13 protein-coding genes and 1 pseudogene are annotated in these 18,911 nt (G+C 66.1%); 12 read left to right on the top strand and 2 right to left on the bottom strand.

All coding sequences use genetic code 11. From position 1 onward, the window contains the following. Positions 1 to 10 precede the first annotated feature (10 nt). The 6 genes from AAIO73_RS10035 to copD all read left to right on the top strand — a co-directional run bounded on the left by AAIO73_RS10035 (position 11) and on the right by copD (position 6,373). Positions 11 to 505, top strand: coding sequence for an Lrp/AsnC family transcriptional regulator (locus AAIO73_RS10035; protein ID WP_242116998.1), 495 nt, complete (start codon positions 11 to 13; stop codon positions 503 to 505). 22 nt (positions 506 to 527) lie between these two features. Beyond that, positions 528 to 1,682 carry a M20 aminoacylase family protein gene (locus AAIO73_RS10030; protein WP_345877759.1) on the top strand — a complete coding sequence of 385 codons (1,155 nt, stop codon included), beginning with the start codon at positions 528 to 530 and terminating at the stop codon, positions 1,680 to 1,682. A 213-nt stretch (positions 1,683 to 1,895) separates the two neighbouring features. Continuing rightward, on the top strand, positions 1,896 to 4,088 hold the full coding sequence (locus AAIO73_RS10025) for a TonB-dependent siderophore receptor (protein ID WP_345877757.1): 2,193 nt from the start codon (positions 1,896 to 1,898) through the stop codon (positions 4,086 to 4,088). Positions 4,089 to 4,099: 11 nt separating this feature from the next. Further along, positions 4,100 to 5,032, top strand: coding sequence for a 2-hydroxyacid dehydrogenase (locus AAIO73_RS10020; protein WP_345877755.1), 933 nt, complete (start codon positions 4,100 to 4,102; stop codon positions 5,030 to 5,032). A gap of 124 nt (positions 5,033 to 5,156) precedes the next feature. Further along, on the top strand, positions 5,157 to 5,522 hold the full coding sequence (gene copC, locus AAIO73_RS10015; protein WP_345877754.1) for a copper homeostasis periplasmic binding protein CopC: 366 nt from the start codon (positions 5,157 to 5,159) through the stop codon (positions 5,520 to 5,522). A 2-nt stretch (positions 5,523 to 5,524) separates the two neighbouring features. Next, positions 5,525 to 6,373, top strand: coding sequence for a copper homeostasis membrane protein CopD (copD, locus tag AAIO73_RS10010; RefSeq protein WP_345877752.1), 849 nt, complete (start codon positions 5,525 to 5,527; stop codon positions 6,371 to 6,373). Here copD and AAIO73_RS10005 read toward each other — a convergent pair. After that, positions 6,370 to 8,712, bottom strand: coding sequence for a beta-L-arabinofuranosidase domain-containing protein (locus AAIO73_RS10005; RefSeq protein WP_345877751.1), 2,343 nt, complete (start codon positions 8,710 to 8,712; stop codon positions 6,370 to 6,372). The two genes, copD and AAIO73_RS10005, sit on opposite strands and share 4 nt — an antisense overlap. A gap of 56 nt (positions 8,713 to 8,768) precedes the next feature. On the opposite strand from AAIO73_RS10005, the gene AAIO73_RS10000 reads away from it, so the two are divergent. The 6 genes and pseudogenes from AAIO73_RS10000 (at position 8,769) to AAIO73_RS09975 (ending at position 17,172) form a co-directional block, all read left to right on the top strand. Beyond that, positions 8,769 to 9,050 carry a hypothetical protein gene (locus AAIO73_RS10000; protein ID WP_345877748.1) on the top strand — a complete coding sequence of 94 codons (282 nt, stop codon included), beginning with the start codon at positions 8,769 to 8,771 and terminating at the stop codon, positions 9,048 to 9,050. Positions 9,051 to 9,255: 205 nt separating this feature from the next. Then, positions 9,256 to 10,293 carry an arabinan endo-1,5-alpha-L-arabinosidase gene (locus AAIO73_RS09995; RefSeq protein ID WP_345877747.1) on the top strand — a complete coding sequence of 346 codons (1,038 nt, stop codon included), beginning with the start codon at positions 9,256 to 9,258 and terminating at the stop codon, positions 10,291 to 10,293. Positions 10,294 to 10,307: 14 nt separating this feature from the next. After that, a pseudogene (locus tag AAIO73_RS09990) lies at positions 10,308 to 11,354 on the top strand (glycoside hydrolase family 43 protein); the annotation flags it as partial. 233 nt (positions 11,355 to 11,587) lie between these two features. Further along, entirely contained in the window at positions 11,588 to 14,326 is a 2,739-nt protein-coding gene (locus AAIO73_RS09985) for a TonB-dependent receptor (RefSeq protein ID WP_345877745.1), read from the top strand. A 37-nt stretch (positions 14,327 to 14,363) separates the two neighbouring features. Next, entirely contained in the window at positions 14,364 to 16,169 is a 1,806-nt protein-coding gene (locus tag AAIO73_RS09980) for a methyl-accepting chemotaxis protein (protein ID WP_345877744.1), read from the top strand. Positions 16,170 to 16,173: 4 nt separating this feature from the next. Next, the gene (locus AAIO73_RS09975; protein WP_345877743.1) at positions 16,174 to 17,172 is read left to right on the top strand and encodes a DUF2332 domain-containing protein; all 999 of its coding nucleotides are present in this window, start codon (positions 16,174 to 16,176) and stop codon (positions 17,170 to 17,172) included. Here the strand turns inward: AAIO73_RS09975 and AAIO73_RS09970 are convergent. Further along, positions 17,169 to 18,890 carry an acyl-CoA dehydrogenase family protein gene (locus AAIO73_RS09970; protein WP_345877741.1) on the bottom strand — a complete coding sequence of 574 codons (1,722 nt, stop codon included), beginning with the start codon at positions 18,888 to 18,890 and terminating at the stop codon, positions 17,169 to 17,171. The two genes, AAIO73_RS09975 and AAIO73_RS09970, sit on opposite strands and share 4 nt — an antisense overlap. Positions 18,891 to 18,911: the final 21 nt, after the last annotated feature.

Below are 18,911 nucleotides of genomic sequence, written 5' to 3'. Positions count from 1 at the left end.
AGTCTCCTTTATGACACCATCGCCCAAACTCGATCGACTGGATTTCCGCATCCTTGCGCAGTTGCAGCGCAATGGGCGGATCACCAACGTCGATCTGGCCGATGCGGTCGGCCTGTCGCCTAGCCCGTGCCTGTCGCGGGTCAAGCGGCTGGAAAAGGCGGGGTATATCACCGGCTATGGCGCGCATGTCGCACTGGCAAAGCTGGGCGAGACGCTGACCGTCTTTACCGAGATCACGCTGAAGGATCACCGTACGGGTGATTTCTCGCGCTTCGAACAACGTGCGCGCAACGTGCCCGAAGTCGTCGAATGCCATCTGGTCAGCGGCGGATATGACTATCTGGTCAAGTTCATCACCCGCAACGTGTCGCAATATCAGGAACTAATCGAATCGATCCTTGAGAGCGATTTCGGGATCGAGAAATATTTCAGCTATATCGTACTCAAATCTCCGATCGTGAAACGCTACGACCCGATCGAGGCGCTGTTCGACGAGCGGAGCTAACCCTCGCGAAAGGCGCCCCACGATGCGTATCGATGACCAGGACCTTGCCGACCTCGCCGCGCTGCGCCGCGATTTGCATGCGCATCCCGAACTGGGTTTCGCGGAACATCGTACTGCCGCGATCATCGCCAAGGCGCTGCGCGCCGCCGGGCTGGAGGTGGCGACCGGGATCGGCGGCACCGGGGTGGTCGGCACGCTGCGCAACGGTCCCGGCAACGGCGCGATCGGCTTTCGCGCCGACATGGATGCGCTGCCTTTCGCCGAGCAGACCGGGCTTCCCTATGCCAGCAAGACGCCGGGCGTGTTCCATGGCTGCGGCCATGACGGGCATAGCGCGACACTGATCGGCGCCGCGCGGCATCTGGCGAAGACGCGCGACTTTTCCGGCACGATCCATTTCATCTTCCAGCCGGCCGAGGAAGGGCAGGGCGGCGCCGACGCGATGGTGCGCGATGGCCTGTTCGATCGCTTCCCGTGCGACCGGGTGTTCGCGCTGCACAACTGGCCCGACCTGCCGTTGGGCAGTGCCCGGACCCGGCCGGGGCCGATCATGGCCGCCGCCGACCGGTTCGAGATCACGATCACCGGCAAGGGTGGCCATGCCGCGATGCCGCACCAGACGCCCGACGGTATCCTCGCCGCCGCGACGCTGGTCCAGCAGCTTCATACGATCGTCGCCCGCCGCCTGCCCCCGACCGAGAGCGCGGTCCTGTCGGTGACGAAGGTCCATGGCGGCGATTCACACAATGTCATTCCGGCGTCGGTGACGCTGACCGGCACCGTCCGCACCTTTTCACCGGCCGTACAGGACCGGATAGAGGAATCGCTGCGCCAGATGTGCGAAGGCGTCGCGCGATCGAGCGAGACGCAGATCGCGGTCGACTATGTCCGTTATTATCCGGCGACCGTGAACGACGCGGAAAGCGCGGCGATCGCGCTGGCAGCGGCGCAGGCGGTATGCGGCTTCGCGGCCGAAGCCCCGGCACCGGCCTTCACCTCCGAAGACTTCGCTTTCATGTTGCAGGCTCGGCCCGGCGCCTATCTGTGGATGGGGCAGCGCGACGAATCGCATGTCGCCGCGCTTCACCACCCGGCCTATGACTTCAACGACGCGGTGACGCCGATTGGCATCGCATGGTTCGCCGAACTGGCACGGATGCAGCTTCCCGTGGCCTGACGGCATGAATGCATGGGCGCGTCACGCCTAAACCCGCATTTCGTTCCGAAGCTGTCATAGCTTCGCAACAAAATGCTTGAAGCTCCCCATCATGATGCAGGTGCCGCAGAGGTGGCGCTACATCGATCCGCCGGTCCACAGGCACCGGAACGAAGATCGGGACGCTGCCAGGTCGAGGACGACGCGATAGCCGTTTCACGCTTGGGGGTTCAAATGCGCAACCGACATCTGCTTTTCTTCGGCGCCGCCAATCTGGCGCTTTTGGCACCTGCTGCCGCATCGGCACAGGAGGTTGCGGTCGCCGCAGCCGCTGCGACCGCCGCACCCGAAGGGGAGGGAGAGCCGCAGCAGGACGAGATCGTCGTGCAAGGCGTACGCCAGCAATATGTCGCCAACGTACCGACGATCGAGGTGCCGCAGAGCATTCAGGTTCTGTCGATGGAAACGTTGAAGGATGCCGGGATCACCCGGCTCGACAACGCGCTCGACTTCGCGACCGGCATCGCCCGGCAGAATAATTTCGGCGGCCTGTTCGATGTGTTCGCCTGTCGCGGGTTCAGCGGCGACGAAGGTGCCGGCAGCAACTATCTGGTCAACGGGTTCAACGCCGCCCGCGGCTATGGCGGCGCGCGCGACACGTCGAACGTGCAGCAGGTGCAGGTGCTGAAGGGTCCGAACTCCTCGCTGTTCGGGCGCGGCGAACCGGGATGCACGGTCAACATCATCACCAAGAAGCCGGGCTTCGACCTGCATGGCGGCGTGATCCTGTCAGCGGGCAGCTACAATAATTTCCGTAGCGAAGGCGATTTCAACGTGCCGTTGTCGGACCGGGTCGCGGTGCGCGTGACCGGTGCCGCCGAGTCCGCCGACAGCTTCCGCGATTTCCTGTCGAGCGAGAAGGTGACGGTCACCCCGTCGATCCTCGCCAAGCTCGGACAGGACAGCCAGCTCAGCTATGAATTCGAATATATCGACCAGAAGGTCGTGTTCGACCGTGGTATCGTCGCGCCGACCGGCAATCTGAAGCTGGTACCGCGCGAACGCTTCTTCGGCGAACCCGGCGATGGCCCCGTCCATGTCCGCGCCATGGGCCATCAGGCGCAGTTGCAGCATGACTTCAGTCCCGACTGGTCGCTGGTGCTCGGCGTCGGCTATCGCGATACCTTCTTCAAGGGCATTTCGACCGAGGCCGAACTCGCCGCAGGACGCCAGCGGATCTACACCGACGGCACCACCCTGTCGCGCCAGCGCCGCGAACGCGATTATTCGACCACCGACTTGACCTTCCGCGGTGAATTGAGCGGTCAATTCGCAACCGGCCCGCTGCAGCATCACATGATCGTCGGTGCCGACTGGGACGATTATCAGCTCGACGTCGTCCAGAACCGCTATCGCCCGCCGGTGGTGGCGTCGCAGACCGCCGGCAATCTGACGCTTGGCAATCGTATCGACATTTTCGATCCAGTCTATGGCAAGCTGCCCGCCCCCGGCCGGTTCCAGAGCTATCTGGAACGGCAGAACAGCTGGGGTACCTATCTGCAGGATCAGGTCGATGTGACCGATGCGCTGAAGGTCCGGTTCGGCGGCCGCTTCGACAATTTCGAACAGATTGTCGACGACCGCGTCGCCGCGCGTCGCACGATGCAGGAAAAGACCGCGTTCAGCCCGTCGGTCGGCGCGACCTATGTGTTCGGTGATAACGTCTCGATCTACGCCAATTACGGGCGCGGCTTCCGCCCGAACAACGGGACCGATGCGAACAACAACGCCTTCGAACCCGAACGCACCGTTTCGTACGAGGCGGGGGCCAAGGTGTCGCTGCTGCGCAAGCGGCTGACCGGTACGCTCGCTTTCTTCAAGACGACCAAGAACAACGTGCTGACCGCCGACCCGGTCAACGCCAACTTCTCGCTGGCGGTCGGCAAGGCGCGCAGCAAGGGCGTGGAGGCAGAACTGTCGGGCAACCTGCCGGCCGGTTTCCGCGTGCAGCTGAACTACGCCTATATCGACGCGGAAGTCGCCGCGAACGCGCTCGACCCCAATTTCGGCTTCGGTCTGCGCGAGGGTGATCCGTTGCTCAACATCCCCAAGAACAGCGGCAGCGCGCTGCTGTTCAAGGATTTCGATATCGGCAGCAGCCGCCTGACGCTGGGTGCGGGCGTCAACTATGTCGGCAAGCGGCTGGGCGAGACGGGCTTCCGCTTCGCGAACGGCGAATTCTACTATCTGCCGGGATATACGCTGACCCGCGTCATGGCGTCGTACGAACCGAACGAACGGCTGCGCGTGTCGGGCGAGGTGACGAACCTGTTCGACGAGCATTATTTCCCCAGCTCCTATTCGCGGCTGTGGACGCTGCCCGGCGCACCGCGCCAGTTCATGGTCCGGGTCGGCTACTCCTATTGAGCGGACGGACGATGAACCCCGTCCTGCTCCACCTGGGAACGCCGGCGCGCGGGGAGCGGTGGCAGACGCTGCTCCCCCGGCTGGTGCCCGGGCTGACGGTACGGCTATGGCCCGACATGGGGGATCCGGCGACGATCACACATGTCGCGGCGTGGGCGCCACCCGATGACCTGTTCGCCACGCTGCCGAACCTGGCGATGGTGTTCTCGGTCGGAGCGGGCGTCGACCAGTTGCGTGCCGATGCCCTTCCCGACCATGTCGCGCTGGTCCGCACGGTCGAGCCCGGACTGATCGTCGAAATGGCCGATTACGCGACGCTGGCGGTGCTGGCGCTGCACCGCGACCTGCCCCGCTATCTGGCGGCACAGCGCACGGGGCAGTGGGCGCCGCAGCCGGTCACTGCAAAGGGGGCGCGGCGCGTGACCGTCCTCGGCCTCGGCGCGATGGGCGGAGCGATCGCGACGCAGATCGCGGCGCTCGGTTTTCCGGTAACCGGCTGGAGCCGGCGCCCGCGCGACCTGCCCGGCATCGATTGCCGCCATGGCGCCGACGCGCTGCCCAATGTGCTGGCGATCAGCGACATATTGATCTGCGCCCTGCCGCTGACCCCGGAGACGCGCCATATCCTGAATGCCGCGACCTTTGCCCTTTTGCCGCGCGGCGCAGCAGTCGTGAACATGGGGCGGGGCGGGCATCTCGACCAGGTCGCGCTGCTCGCCGCGCTCGAGACAGGCCAGGTCGCGGCGGCGATGCTCGACGTCACCGATCCCGAACCGTTGCCGCCGGATCATCCGCTATGGCGTCACCCACGGGTCGTGCTGACCCCGCACGTCGCCGCCGAGACCGATATCGATGGCGGCGCGCGCGCGGTGGCGGCGGCGATCCTCGCCCATCGCGCCGGCAGCGTACCCCCGGGGCTGGTCGATCGCAGCGCCGGTTACTGATTGCATTGCTTGCGTCCGGACAGTCGGTTCGCGCGGCCGAACGATCGGGTGAGGGGCGGTCGCCCCGCCTGCGTACAGACAAGCAGACGGTGTCTCGCCGTCCCCATTTCGGAGGTTCCCGTCCATGCGTCACGTCCTGACCGGTTTCGCTGTTGCCGCCCTGCTCGCCACCCCGGTGCTGGCCCATCCCAAGCTCGTATCGGCGACCCCGGCCGCCGAAGCGAAGGTCGCGGTCGCGCCCAAGACGCTGACGCTGACCTTTTCCGAAAAACTGGTCGCGCCGCTGTCGGGTGCGGAACTGACGATGTTGCCGATGCCGGGCATGGGCCCGCACCGCATTCCCGCCGCCGCGAAGGTCGGCGATGACGGCAGCTCGCTGGTGCTGACTTTGGCTCGCCCGCTGCCGCGCGGCAGCTACCGCGTCGACTGGCACGTCGTGTCGTCCGACACCCACCGGGTGACCGGCAGCTACACCATCACGGTCGGCTGACGTTGGGCGACGGGCCGCTCATCGTCGTGCGCGGCCTGTTGCTGGCGGTGTTGCCGGCGACGTTCGGGCTGGCATGGTTCGCGCGCCGGCAGCTGGTCGCGCGCCGGGCGTTGGTCATTGCGACCGTGGCCGCGCTGCTGCTGTCGGGCGTCGCCTTCGCCCTGCTGGCGGCGGCGATGACCGGGGCAGGGGTCGCATCGGTCGACCTCGACCTGCTGCTGATGCTGGTGCGCGACACGCCGCCCGGTATCGCCTTCCTCGTTCGCAGCGCCGCGTTGCTTGCGATGCTGGTCGCATTGCTCGTGCCACAGCCTCGCTTCACACCCGTCGCAATGCTCGCGGCGGTGGCCAGTGCGACGCTGGCGTGGAACGGCCATGGTGCGATGGAAGAGGGGATCGCCGGCCGGTTGCACCTGATCGCCGACATCGTCCATCTGCTGGCGGCGGGGGCGTGGATCGGCGCGCTGGCGGTGTTCGTCACCCTTGCGGTTCGGCGATCGCCGCAGGCCGCCGGGGCGCTGGCCGGCTTTGCCGGCATGGGCATGGCGATCGTCGCCGCGATCGTGCTGACCGGCATCGTCAACGCCGCGATGCTGGTCGGCATCGACGGCATTACGCGGCTCGGCACCTGCCTGTACGGACAGTTGCTGCTCGCCAAGCTGGCGCTGTTCGCGCTGATGCTCGCGCTGGCCGCCGCCAACCGCTTCGTCCTGACGCCGCGCCTGACCGCCAACGGCGACCTGCGCGCGCTCAGGATCAGCCTGTCGGTCGAGTTCGCCGCTGGCGTGCTGATCGTGCTGCTGATCGGCTGGGCCGGGACGCTCGAGCCGCCGGTTTCGGCAATGTCCTAAACTGCCGTCACCGGCGCGGCATCCTCGGCGGTCAGCATCCGTACTTCATAAATGACTGCATCGCCCTTCTTCGCGGTCAGATCGACCTTCGCGTCCGGCCGCCGCTGCGCGCCCGCCGACGGGATCGGATAGTCGAGCGCCACGAACCGATCGGACGCCGGCCCCTTGTGGGTGGCGGTCGCGAGCGGCGCACCGTCGATCGCGATATCGACCGCGCGATCGACGTCGCGGCCCCAGATCAGCAGCCGCAGCACCGCCGGTCCCGGCCGCCGTGCGAGCGTCATGGTCAGCGTCTGACCCGGCTTGATCCGCCGTGCCGAGCGACCCGACCAGTTGACGACCTCGCTGCCGCCCGGTGCCACCTGATGGTCGCGCTCGGGCTGCATCTCACCCATGTACAGCGTGTCGACGGTGCGCCGGCCGAGTGCGCGCGCTTCCGCCTGCGCCTGTACATAGTCGCCGCGCGCCGTCGCCCAGCGATCGCTGGTGAAGGTCGGCAGATATACCGCCGTTCGCCGGTCCCATTGCGAATAGAAGGGCCGGAACGTCAGCGCCTCGCCCAGCGCGCCGGTCGCGGTGAAGCGATTGTCGCCGGCGGGCGTCAGGCTGGCGGCGATCGAGCCGTCGCTGACCAGTGCCGGGCCGGTGCTGTCGAACGGCTGTGCCTCGCGGCCCATATCCGCGGCCAGCACCAGCGGCCCATAGGTGAAGGCGACGATCGTCGGATCGTCGGGCGTCGGTTCGGCGGCCAGCGTCATCGGCAGCGTCAGCGCCACCCTATCGCCCGCGCGCCACCGGCGATCGATGACCGCATAGCCGTTTCGCAGCGTCGGCGCGATCGCCTGTCCGTTGAGCGCCACCACCGGGTCTTTCGCCCAACCGGGCAGGCGGATCGCGATCGCCTGACGCCCGCGCGGTGCGCGCCGCACTGTCAGCGTTGCATCGCCCTTCAGCGGCATGGCGGTATCCAGATCGACCGCCATGCCGCGCTCGTTCCAATCGAGCTTCGAGGGTACGAACAGGTTCAGGTACAGCGTGTCGGCGTCCTGCCACCAGATCGAATCGGCGTGCTTGGCGTGGCTTTCCATGCCCGACCCGACACAGCACCAAAAACTGTCATCGGGGCTGGAATAGGTCCGCCGCGCCCCCGCCGCCAGCGGCATGAAGTAGACGAAGCGCCCGTCCACCGGCCGCTGATGCGCAAGCATATGGTTGATCTGCACGCGCTCATAATAATCGAACCAGCGCGCCTCGGGCTGCCAGCCATAAAGGTGCCGGGTCAGCTTCAGCATATTGTAGCTGTTGCACGCCTCGCACGTCGCCTCGCCCAGCCGCTTCGACAGCTGGTCGGGCTGGCCGAAATGTTCGCGTTCCGAATTGCCGCCGATCACATAGCTGTGATGCCCGGTCACTCGCTGATGAAAAAAGCGCGCGGCGGTCGCATGCGCCGGTGCGCCGGTCAGTTCATACAGTCGGGCAAGGCCGATGACCTTCGGAATCTGGGTATTGGCGTGCAGCCCGGCGAGCCTGTCCTGCTGCGCGGTCAGCGGATCGAGCACCGCCTTGTGCCGGATCTTCTCCGCCATGCGCAGCCAGCGGGCATCGCCGGTCAGCGCATAGGTATCGGCATAGCTTTCGTTCAGCCCGCCATGTTCGGCGGCAAGGATACGCTGCATCTGTTCGTCGGACAGTGGTTCGAGTACGCCGGCCAGATAGCCGGCCATGCCGAGCAGCACCGGCATTGCCCGCTTGTTGCCGGCCAGCAGATGCGCGTCGATCAACCCGGCATGGACCTTGTGCCAGGTATAGAGCGGTACCCAGCCGCCGTTGAGGTCGAACCCGCCGCTGCGGATATCGCCACGGCGCAGTTCCTCGAACACGATCTTGCCGTCGACGGTCTTCCCATCGCGTTCGACGGTGGTGCCACCGACATAGCCGTCGCCATGCGCCGCCTGTATCCGCGCCATTTCCTTCAGCGCATGGTCGAGCCGCGCCGCTATCGCCGCATCGCCGCTATTGGCGACGGTCAGCGCGCAGGCCGACAACCAATGGCCAAGGCTGTGGCCGGCAATCCCCTGCGCTTCCCAGCCGCCATAGACCGGCTTGGGCGCGGGCAGCCCGGCCGAGATGTAGAAATTGTGCAGCAACCGTTCGGGATCGAGGTCGAGCAGGTAGCGACGGTTCGCGGCGAACGCATCGGCGAAGGGCGAGGGCTGCAACGTCACGAATCGCGCCGGAACCGGTTCCGCTCGACGAATTGCCGGAGTCGCGGTCAGCGCCGATGCGCCGAACGGCAACAGGCTGGCACCGATCAGCAGGCTGCGTCGACTGACCGTCATGGCCCGGACGGTTCCGGCACAGCGCGGGGGCGGAGACGTGACGTGGTTCGACATCGATGGTCCTGCCTGACGTTTCTGTTTTAATCCTCTTCGGCTTCAAATTGTCTGACTTTATCGTATTGGTCAACCTGCAACGCCGCAGCGTACTCGATGGTATCGCTATCATGGCGATTGGTACGGCGGTCGGCTTTGCATTAGCCGATCGTGGCATCGCGGGTGTTCGCCGAAGCAATCGCTTACACGGGAGCAGAACTGGATGCTCGCTGCTCACTAAGGCCAACCAACATCCTGCAAAAATTTCGGGTCGAACCTATTGCGTTCCGAGAATACTGCCGTAATTGTCTGAGTATAAGGTTAGAGCCGGATCGGGGAGGATACCGTGGTTATCGCGGCAGGAATACCAGTGTCGGCATGCGCTATCGCTCGGCCGTTGCTGCCGTGAGTCCAGCCAAAGGGACGAATGCGAGCCTGGTACCTCCAAGCAGACGCACCAAGCCCGGTCGCGAACGACAGGAGCGCAGAACCACGACCATCGGATGTGGGATGCCGATGGCTGGCCGGTGGCGCAGTAATATGGGCGTCGCACGGTCGCTGTTGTCGCTCGCCGCGCTGTTGCTCGCCGGGGCAGCGGTCGCGCAGACCGCGGCTCCCGAAAGCGATATCCGCCCGGTCCATGACCCGGTGCTGATCCGGCAGGGGCGGACGTGGCATGTCTTTTCGACCGGCATCGGTCGCGACGGGCAGGGGCTGATCGCCGAGCGCACCTCGCGCGATCTGGTCCATTGGGAGCCAGGCACACCGCCCTTCGCCAAACTGCCAGACTGGGCGGTTCGAGCGATTCCGGGCGCGCGCAATCTATGGGCGCCCGACATATCGTTCGTGAACGGCCGCTATCGCCTTTATTATTCGGTCTCGACCTTCGGATCGAACCGTTCGGCGGTCGGCCTCGCCACCAACGCGACACTGGACCCGCAGGCACCCGGCTATGGCTGGCGCGACGAGGGCATGGTGCTGCGATCGATGCCGGACGATGCGTATAATGCGATCGACCCGGCATTCGTCGTCGACAGGTCCGGCCGCCACTGGCTGTCGTTCGGCAGTTTCTGGAGCGGGTTGAAGCTGGTCGAGCTGAACTCGCAGACCGGCAAGCCGCTGAACCCCAACGCGAGGCCATTGGCCCTCGCCAGCCGCCCAGTGCCCGCTGGCGCGCCGTCGATCATCGAAGCGCCCTATATCTTCGAACGCGGCGGATATTACTGGCTGATCGCCAGCTACGACTATTGCTGCAAGGGCGTGAACAGCACCTATTACACCGTGATTGGCCGGTCGAAGACGATCGCCGGCCCCTATCTCGGCAAGGACGGCAGTTCGATGCTGTCCGGCGGCGGCACCGTGCTGCTGCGCGCCGATCTGGAGGAAAAGGGCCGGTATCGCGGACCCGGCCATGCCGGTCATTACCGTGGGCAGGACGGGATCGACCGCATCGTCTATCACGCTTACGACAAGGAAAATGCCGGTGCGCCGACCCTGCGGATCGCGACCCTGACATGGGGTGGCGATGGCTGGCCGAGCGCACAGTGAAGGAGAGAATGCCGATGAACGACGCCCTGTCCCGCCGCCTGTTTCTGGGCGGGGTGGCCGCCGCCGGTGCCGCGAGCACGCTGCCCGCCTGGGCGCAGCGACGTCGCGGGGGCACGACCGGCATCGTCAACCCGCTGGTCAAGAACCGCGCCGATGCGCAGGTGTTTCGCCACACCGATGGCTGGTACTATTTGACCGGGTCGGTACCTGAATATGACCGGCTGGTGCTGCGCCGGTCGAAGACGATCGGCGGGCTGACGAACGCGCAGGAAAAGGTCCTGTGGCGGCACGAGGCGTCGGGCCCGCGATCGGGTTTCCTTTGGGCGCCCGAACTGCACCAGATCGATGGCAAGTGGATCATGTATTTCGCCGCCGGCCCCAGCGGCGGCGGCGAGGACGTGTTCCGCATCCGCACCTATGCGGTGGTGTGCGACGGTCCCGATCCGATGACCGGCAACTGGGCGGTGTTGGGGCAGCTCGAAACGCCGTGGGACAGCTTCAACCTGGATTCGACCAGCTTCGTGCATCGCGGCACCCGCTATCTGGCTTGGGCGCAGCGCGAGCCGGGGATCGATACCAATTCGAACCTGTATCTCGCCCCGCTCGCGACGCCGCTGACGCTGGCCGCGAAGCCCGCGCGGTTGACCGTGCCGACGCTGCCGTGGGAGATCCGCGGCTATAAGGTTGCCGAGGCTCCGGCGCTGCTCGCGCGCAACGGGCGGCTGTTCCTGACCTATTCGGCGAGTGCCACCGACGCGCGCTATTGTCTGGGCATGCTGACCGCGCGCGACGATGCCGACATCATGGACCCGGCGGCATGGACCAAGTCGCCGCAGCCGGTGATGAAGACCGATCCAGCCCGCAAGATATTCGGCCCTGGCCACAACAGCTTCACCGTCGACGAACGTGGTCGCGACATGCTGGTCTTCCATGCCCGCGACTATGAGCAGATCACCGGCGACCCGCTGTTCGATCCCAATCGCCATACGCGGGTGCAGCCGGTGCGCTACGATGCCGACGGGGTACCGCAGTTCGAACCGCCCGCCGCCAACGGTCCGCTGCGAGTCTGAACGACGCGGAACCGATCGTCAGCCCGGCAGCCATGCGTTGCCGGGCGGATTTGCGTTTGCAAAGAAGCGACGCAGAACAGTGATCGGTCAATACACGTCCCGACCGTTCCGATCCGTCCCTGTCTTGGGAACGGTCGTTTGGCGTCTTTCGCGTTAACTATCTAGTATCCGCTACCGGTCTAATGACTTCCCTGCGGGCAGAATTGCCGGGTGGGGGAGCGTTTATGCGGAAGCTGGGAGTATTGCTTGCGGCGACCGCCGCTGTGGTGGTGGCGGGACCGGCGGCAGCGCAGGGATTACGCGGCGTCGTAACGACCAAGGGCGACAAGCCGGAGGCAAAACCCGGCGAGCAGGAATCTGCCAACACCTCCGACATCGTCGTCACTGCGACTCGACGTTCGCAGCGACTGTCGAACGTGCCGATCGCCGTCAGCGCCTACAGCACCGCCGCACTCCAGAATTCGGGCGCGACCGACATTCGCCAGATGGCGCAATTGTCGCCGTCGCTGATCGTGTCCTCGACCGGATCCGAAGCCAATGCGGCGGCACGCCTGCGCGGCATCGGGACGGTCGGCGACAATCCCGGCCTCGAAAGCTCGGTCGCGGTGTTCATCGACGGCGTCTATCGCAGCCGCACCGGCTCGGGCCTCAACGATCTGGGCGAGGTCGAGCGGATCGAAGTGCTGCGCGGGCCGCAGGGCACGTTGTCGGGCCGCAATTCGTCGGCGGGCGCGATCAGCATCTACACCAAATATCCCTCGTTCGAATTCGGCGGTTATGGCGAGGCAAGTTACGGCAATTTCAACGCGGTGCGCCTTGCCGGTGCGCTGACCGGACCGATCGTCGCCGACAAGCTGGCGTTCCGCGTCGACGGCGTCGTCGGCAAGCGCGACGGCTTCTACCGCGATGTCGTCAACAACACCGATTACAACGACCGCAACCGCACGTTCGTCCGCGGGCAGCTATTCTTCAAACCGATCGACAATTTCTCGATCCGGCTGATCGGCGACTATACGCATCGCGACGAAAAATGCTGCGGCGCCGTCTACATCGATACGCAGGAGAAGATCGATCCGACGCCCGGAGTTCCAGGCGACTATACGCCATCGGCGCAGAACCGGATCGTATCGATCCTCCAGAGCCTGGGCGGGGTGCTGCCAAGCGCGGGCGATCCGTATAACCGCCGGATCGCCAACACGCCCGGGCGGGCGTACGCGAACGTCACCACCGATTATGGTGCCTCGGCACGGATCGGCTGGACCTTCTCCAACCTCCAGCTCATCTCGATCAGCGCGTACCGCGAATATAAGGCGGGCGGCGCGGCCGATGTCGATTACGGCAATGTCGACATCGCCTATCGCCCCGACGACGGAAACGCCTATCGCGAATTCCACACCTTTACGCAGGAAACGCGGCTGAGCGGCGGGCTGTTCAACAATCGTCTCGACTGGATGGTCGGCGGCTATTACGCCCACGAGAATCTGCAGGTCGCCGATAATCTCCGCTTCGGTTCCCAATATGGTGCCTTCGCGGCGTGCCGTGTCGTGACGACGATCAACCCGCTGGCGGCGCTGCGCAATCCGGCGGCGAGCGGCTGTCTGAGCACTGCCGGCCGCGCCGCGCTGACCGCGGCGGTCGGTCCGCAGATCATCGGGGCGATCGACCGGCTGAGCACGCTGAACGATCTCGGCAGCGTACGCGACGTCTATGACCAGACCAGCAGCAACTATGCATTCTTCACCCATAATATCTTCAAAGTGACCGATACGCTCAGCCTCACCGGCGGCCTGCGCTATACGCATGAACAGAAGTCGCTGAACGCCAGCTTCGTCAACAACAACACCGTATGTCCCAGCCAACAGGCGGCGATGGCGCCGCTGCTCGGCAGCAGCAACGCGACGCTGCGATCGCTCGCGGCGGGCATCGTCACCCTGACCTGCACGGGCAATTCGACCGCGGCCCTGACCGGCGTGCCGATCCGCGACAAGCTGAGCGAAGGACAGGTGACCGGCACGACCGTGCTGTCGTGGAAGCCGGTGCCGAGCACGCTTCTCTATGCGTCCTATGCGCGCGGGTACAAGGCGGGCGGCTATAATCTCGACCGTTCCGACCTGTCTGCGACCGTGTTCACCACGCCGACGACGGCATCGGCGCGCAACCTGCGCTTCGACCCGGAAACGGTGCAGGCGCTGGAAATCGGTGTCAAATACAGCTCGGCAAAGTTCACCGCGAACCTCGCCGCGTTTCGATCGGCGTTCCGCAATTTTCAGCTGAACACCTTCAACGGCACCAACTTCATCGTCCAGAACATCAGTTCGTGCGATCAGTCGCTGGCCGGTGCCGATGGCGACAACAACTCGGCGACCGGCGCGTGTTCGGGCAAGGTCGGCGCGGGCGTGGTAACGCAGGGTTTCGAGTTCGAAGCCGGCGCCTATCCGGCACGCGACGTCGCGTTCAATATCGGCTATACCTATGCTCACACCCAATATCGCGACAATCTGGTCGGCAGCGAGGCGGGCGAGCCGCTGAACGCCGCGCTGTTCCTGTTGCCCGGCAACCAGATGTCGAACGCGCCACGCCACACCATCACCAATTCGGCGGTGTGGACCCCGCCGGTCGGGCGCAACCTCAGCGCACTCTTCTATGTCGATAGCCGCCTTACCAGCGACTATAATACCGGATCGGACCTGTTCGCCGAAAAGCGGCTCGACGGCTTCTTTCTGATGAACGCGCGTATCGGTCTGCGCGGTCCCGAACAGCGCTGGGCGATCGAGTTCTGGGGCCAGAACATCCTCGACACCGACTATCAGCAGGTCGCCTTTGCCTTGCCGTTCCAGGGTGCGGGCAGCGTGTCGCAGGTAACCCGCTTCGGCGCGCCGGCCTTCGGCGTCGGTAACGCGATGACCGCCTCCTACCTCGCCGAACCACGGACCTACGGCATCACGCTGCGGTCGCGGTTCTGATGATGTCATCCACGCCTGTTACGGACGAACCGAACCCATGAAAATTCCTCGCAAGCTTGGGCTGTCGTTCCTTGCCGTCATCGCTTCGGCGGCGGTGGTGATGCTGGTGTTCTTTGCCAGCATCATGATGATCGCGCGGTCGACCGAACGGAATAATCACAGTCAGGACGTCTATGCGAAGGCATTGACGCTCGAAACGTCGATTCTTCGGCAGAACAGCCAGTTTCGCGGGTTCCTGGTCACCGGCGATCCGACCTATCTGAAATCCTATGACGAAGGCCGGCAGGAGTTCGACGAGACGGCTGCCGCGCTGGCGACGATGCTGACCGTCCAGTCAGAAAAGGATCAGCTGGAGGAAGCGCGTCGCGAAACGCTGGCATGGCGGCGCAACTGGGGTGACAGGCTAATCGCGAAGGTGAAGGCCGGTGATCGCGACGCGGCGCAAGAGGAAGTACGCGGCGCTGGGCAGAAGGTGCTGGTCAGCAAGGTGGCATTGCCGCTGCGCGCGTTGCGCGCGACCGAAACCGAGGAAATGGAGGCGAATTCGGCGGCGCAGGCAGGTGCGATCACCACCGCGCTGATCGCGCTGGCGATCGGCGGAGTCGCGCTGATCGGGCTCGCCATTGCGCTGTCGGTCATGCTCAGCCGACAGATTGCGCGGCCGATCACGACGCTGACGCAGGCGATGGCCGATCTGGCGGCCGGGCGGCATGACATCGCGGTCGACGCGGCGGGGCGCAGCGACGAACTGGGCGATATGGCGCGCGCGGTGCTGGTCTTCCGTGACACGGCGGCGGCGAAGGTGGCGGACGATCGCGATCGGCTGGCGGCGATGACCGCGATCGGGGGCGGCCTGCGCAGCCTGTCGCAGGCCGATCTGACCGCGCGCGTCGCCGACGTCCCCGACGCGTTCCGTGCGCTGTCCGACGATTTCAACAACGCCACGTCCAGCCTGAACCGGGTATTGGGCGAAGTGCGCGGCACGGTGCAGAGCATCAAGCATAATTCCGACGAAATCTCGCAAGCCGCCATGGATCTGGCCGAACGGACCGAGCGCGAGGCGGCGGCGTTGCAGCAATCGTCGTCGGCGCTGGACGAAGTGACCAAATCGATCCGCGACGGGGCGGGGGCGGCGACCGGCGCCAGCAGCGCGATGGCCGATACCCGGACCGAGGCGGAGCGCGGCGACGCGATCGTGCGGCAGGCGATCGAGGCGATGCACGGCATCGAACGCGCCAGCAACGAGATCGCCGAGATCATCACCCTGATCGACGGCATTGCGTTCCAGACCAATTTGCTGGCGCTGAACGCCGGGGTCGAGGCGGCGCGCGCGGGCGAGGCGGGCAAGGGCTTCGCCGTGGTCGCGTCCGAAGTCCGCGCGCTGGCGCAGCGTTCGGCCGATGCCGCGACCGAGGTGAAGAACAAGGTCCAGTCGGCGTCGACCCATGTCCAGTCCGGCGTGCAGCTGGTCGGGCAGACCGGGCAGGCGCTGGGACGGATCATCGAGCGGGTCACGTCGGTCAGCGGGTCGATCGACGCCATCGCCCGTCAGTCGGAGCATCAGGCGACCAGCCTCGGCCAGATCAACGTCGCCATCGCCGAGATGGACGCGATGACGCAGCAGAATGCGGCGATGGTCGAACAGACCTCCGCGGCCGCGCGCCAGCTGGTGTCGGAGGCAGAAGCGCTCGCCGGATCGGTTGCGACCTTTGCGATCGATGGCGGTACCGCGGCGAACGTAACGAAGTTCACGCCGCGCAAGCAGCAGCGCCGCTGGGTCGCGCCGCCCGAGCCCGCGCCACGGCGCGCGGTCAATGCGAGCGACGACTGGGACGCGTTCTGACGTCATGCCGGGTCCATTGGGGCAATATGCACTGGTCGCGCGCGACCTGGGCTCGGCGTTCGTCGCGGCAGTATTGGGGGCGGGGGAGCGTCAACTCGCCCGCGCGCCGCGTACCGCAGCGCTGATCGCCGACTGGCCGGGCGATGCCGCCGCCGATGCGCTGGCGATGCGGTTCAACGCCGCGCTTCATGCGCTGGCCCGGCGCGGCGATGATGCGGCGCTCAGCACGCTCTACGCCATGCGGGCCGGCGATTTCGATGCGGTGATCGGCAACGCCATGGCGGCGGCGGACGGCTTTATCGCCGACTGGATGCGGCTGCCGCCCCAGACCAACGAGGTCGGGCGGGCGGCGGCGATCATGGCTGCGTTGATGACGTTGCGCGGAATCCACGACCTGCCCTTCGAACTGCTTGAACTGGGCGCGAGCGCCGGGCTGAACCTGAACCTTGCGCAGTATGCCTATGATCTGGGCGGGGTTCGGGTCGGGCGTCGCGATTCGCCGGTACGGATCACGCCCGAGTGGCGCGGGCAGGCCCCGCTCGCGCGACCGGTCGAGATCGTGGCGACGCGCGGCGTCGACCTGCGCCCGCTCGCCGCTGCCGATCGCCAAGCGCGCGAACGGCTGATGGCCTATGTCTGGGCTGACGAACCCGAACGCGCCGAACGTCTGCGCCATGCGCTGGCGGTCGCCGACGAAGTGCCGCCGTCGATCGCGTGCGATGACATCGCCCGCTGGCTACCCGCCGAACTCGCGCACCCGCCCGCCGACGGCATCTGCCGCGTCGTCATCCACACCATGGCGCTGCAATATTGCAGCGCCGCGACCAGGGCGCAGGTGACGGACGCCATGGTGGCGGCGAATTATCCCCTGGCACGGATCGGCTTCGAATGGACCGACGCGCGTGATGCGGTCCATCTGACGCTCACCACCTATCCCGACGGCGATGTCCGCCATCTGGCGACCTGCCACGCCTATGGCAACTGGATCGACTGGCACGGTTAGCTTGCGGCGAACTGTTCCGCGCGGAGGCCGTATAATCCGCCGGCACCCGCCATCGCCGCCATGCCGAGGCCACGCGCCTCGGGCACGATCCGGTCGAGATAGAACGTCACCGCCGCCCGCTTGCGCGCCACGAAGTTCGCGTCGTCGACCCCGGCCAGCGCACGCCCCTGCCGCTCGAGCAGCCAGCCGCAGACGCAGGTCGACAGCATCGTCAGGAACGAATAGCTGCCCGCCAGCCGATCGTCGACGCTCGCCTCCAGCATCCAGCGCGCCACCGCCTGCGTATCGCCGAGCAGATCGCCGAGCGCGGCGTGTTCGACCTCGCCGCGCATGTCGGCGAACAGCGCGTCGATCGCCGCCCCGCCATCGCCCGACAGCTTGCGCCCGACCAGATCGGCGGCCTGGATACCGTTGGTGCCCTCATAGATCGGGGTAATGCGGACGTCGCGATAATGCTGCGCCGCGCCGGTTTCCTCGACATAGCCCATGCCGCCATGGACCTGCACCCCAAGGCTCGCGACCTCGCAGCCGATATCGGTGCCATGCGCCTTGGCGAGCGGCGTCACCAGATCAAGCCGCGCCTTCGCCCCTTCGATCCCCAGCGTCGCGCGATCGACCTGACCCGCTGCGTAATAGACCAAAGCCCGCCCGGCCATGGTCTGCGCGGTCATCCGCAGCAGCATCCGGCGGACATCGGGATGCTCGATGATCGCGACCGGCGCACCACCGGCCGAGGCGCGCGGCGACTGGACGCGTTCGCGGGCATAGGCGACGGCACGCTGCGTCGCCGCTTCCGCCACCTGCACGCCCTGCAGCCCGACGTTGAGGCGGGCATTGTTCATCATCGTGAACATCGCGCGCATCCCCGCGCCCTCCGCGCCGATCAGTTCGCCGAAACAGTCGCCATTGTCGCCGAACGACAGCACGCAGGTGGGCGAGGCGTGCAGACCCATTTTGTGTTCGATCGACACGACGCGGATGTCGTTCGGCTTCCCCGGATTGCCATCGGCGTCGAGCCGGAATTTGGGGACGAGGAACAGCGAAATCCCCTTGGTCCCCGCCGGGGCGCCGGGCGTGCGGGCGAGGACCAGGTGGACGATATTGTCCGCCATGTCGTGATCGCCGAACGAGATATAGATTTTGGTCCCGCGAATGCGCCATTTGCCGTCGCCGACCGGCTCCGCCCGCGTGGTCAGCGCGCCGACGTCCGATCCGGCCTGCGGCTCGGTCAGGTTCATCGTGCCGGTCCATTCGCCGGTCGCCAGTTTGGGCAGATAGCGCGCCTGTTGCTCGGCGCTGCCATGATGGGTCAGTGCCTCGATCGCGCCGACCGTCAGCGTGGGGGCGAGCGCGAAGCCCAGATTGGCAGTTCCCAGCGTCTCGAGCACCGCAGTGGCGACGGCGAACGGCATCGCCTGTCCCCCGAAATCGGCGGGCGACCCGATCGTGCCCCAGCCGCCCGCGACATAGGCCTGATAGGCGGCGCGAAAGCCTTCGGGCATCACCACGCCCTCGGACGTCCAGCGCGCGCCGACCGTGTCGCCGATCCGGTCGAGCGGCCGCCATTCGCCGGCGGCGAACTCGCCGATCCCGGTCAGGATCGCATCGAGCATGTCGGGCGTCGCGTCGGTGAAGCGTTCGGCGGCGGCAAGCTCCTCAATCCCGGCGGCATGGGTCAGCGCGAAACGCTGTTCGGCGGTGGCGGGGATCAGTTCCATTTGCCCTCTCTCGATCGAGTG

It is taken from the genome of Sphingomonas epibiotica (assembly GCF_039615155.1).
Classification (GTDB): domain Bacteria; phylum Pseudomonadota; class Alphaproteobacteria; order Sphingomonadales; family Sphingomonadaceae; genus Sphingomonas.
The sequence above is the reverse complement of the archived record's forward strand: the minus strand, read 5'-3'. Positions and strand labels throughout refer to the sequence as shown.

Coding starts and splice junctions, on each gene's coding strand:
- AAIO73_RS09995 (WP_345877747.1), top strand. CDS start 9,256: ATGCCGATGGCTGGCCGGTGGCGCAGTAATATGGGCGTCGCACGGTCG.
- AAIO73_RS09975 (WP_345877743.1), top strand. CDS start 16,174: ATGCCGGGTCCATTGGGGCAATATGCACTGGTCGCGCGCGACCTGGGC.
- AAIO73_RS10030 (WP_345877759.1), top strand. CDS start 528: ATGCGTATCGATGACCAGGACCTTGCCGACCTCGCCGCGCTGCGCCGC.
- AAIO73_RS10020 (WP_345877755.1), top strand. CDS start 4,100: ATGAACCCCGTCCTGCTCCACCTGGGAACGCCGGCGCGCGGGGAGCGG.
- AAIO73_RS09985 (WP_345877745.1), top strand. CDS start 11,588: ATGCGGAAGCTGGGAGTATTGCTTGCGGCGACCGCCGCTGTGGTGGTG.
- AAIO73_RS10025 (WP_345877757.1), top strand. CDS start 1,896: ATGCGCAACCGACATCTGCTTTTCTTCGGCGCCGCCAATCTGGCGCTT.
- AAIO73_RS10005 (WP_345877751.1), bottom strand. CDS start 8,712: ATGACGGTCAGTCGACGCAGCCTGCTGATCGGTGCCAGCCTGTTGCCG.
- AAIO73_RS09980 (WP_345877744.1), top strand. CDS start 14,364: ATGAAAATTCCTCGCAAGCTTGGGCTGTCGTTCCTTGCCGTCATCGCT.
- copC (WP_345877754.1), top strand. CDS start 5,157: ATGCGTCACGTCCTGACCGGTTTCGCTGTTGCCGCCCTGCTCGCCACC.
- AAIO73_RS10035 (WP_242116998.1), top strand. CDS start 11: ATGACACCATCGCCCAAACTCGATCGACTGGATTTCCGCATCCTTGCG.
- AAIO73_RS10000 (WP_345877748.1), top strand. CDS start 8,769: ATGGTCCTGCCTGACGTTTCTGTTTTAATCCTCTTCGGCTTCAAATTG.
- AAIO73_RS09970 (WP_345877741.1), bottom strand. CDS start 18,890: ATGGAACTGATCCCCGCCACCGCCGAACAGCGTTTCGCGCTGACCCAT.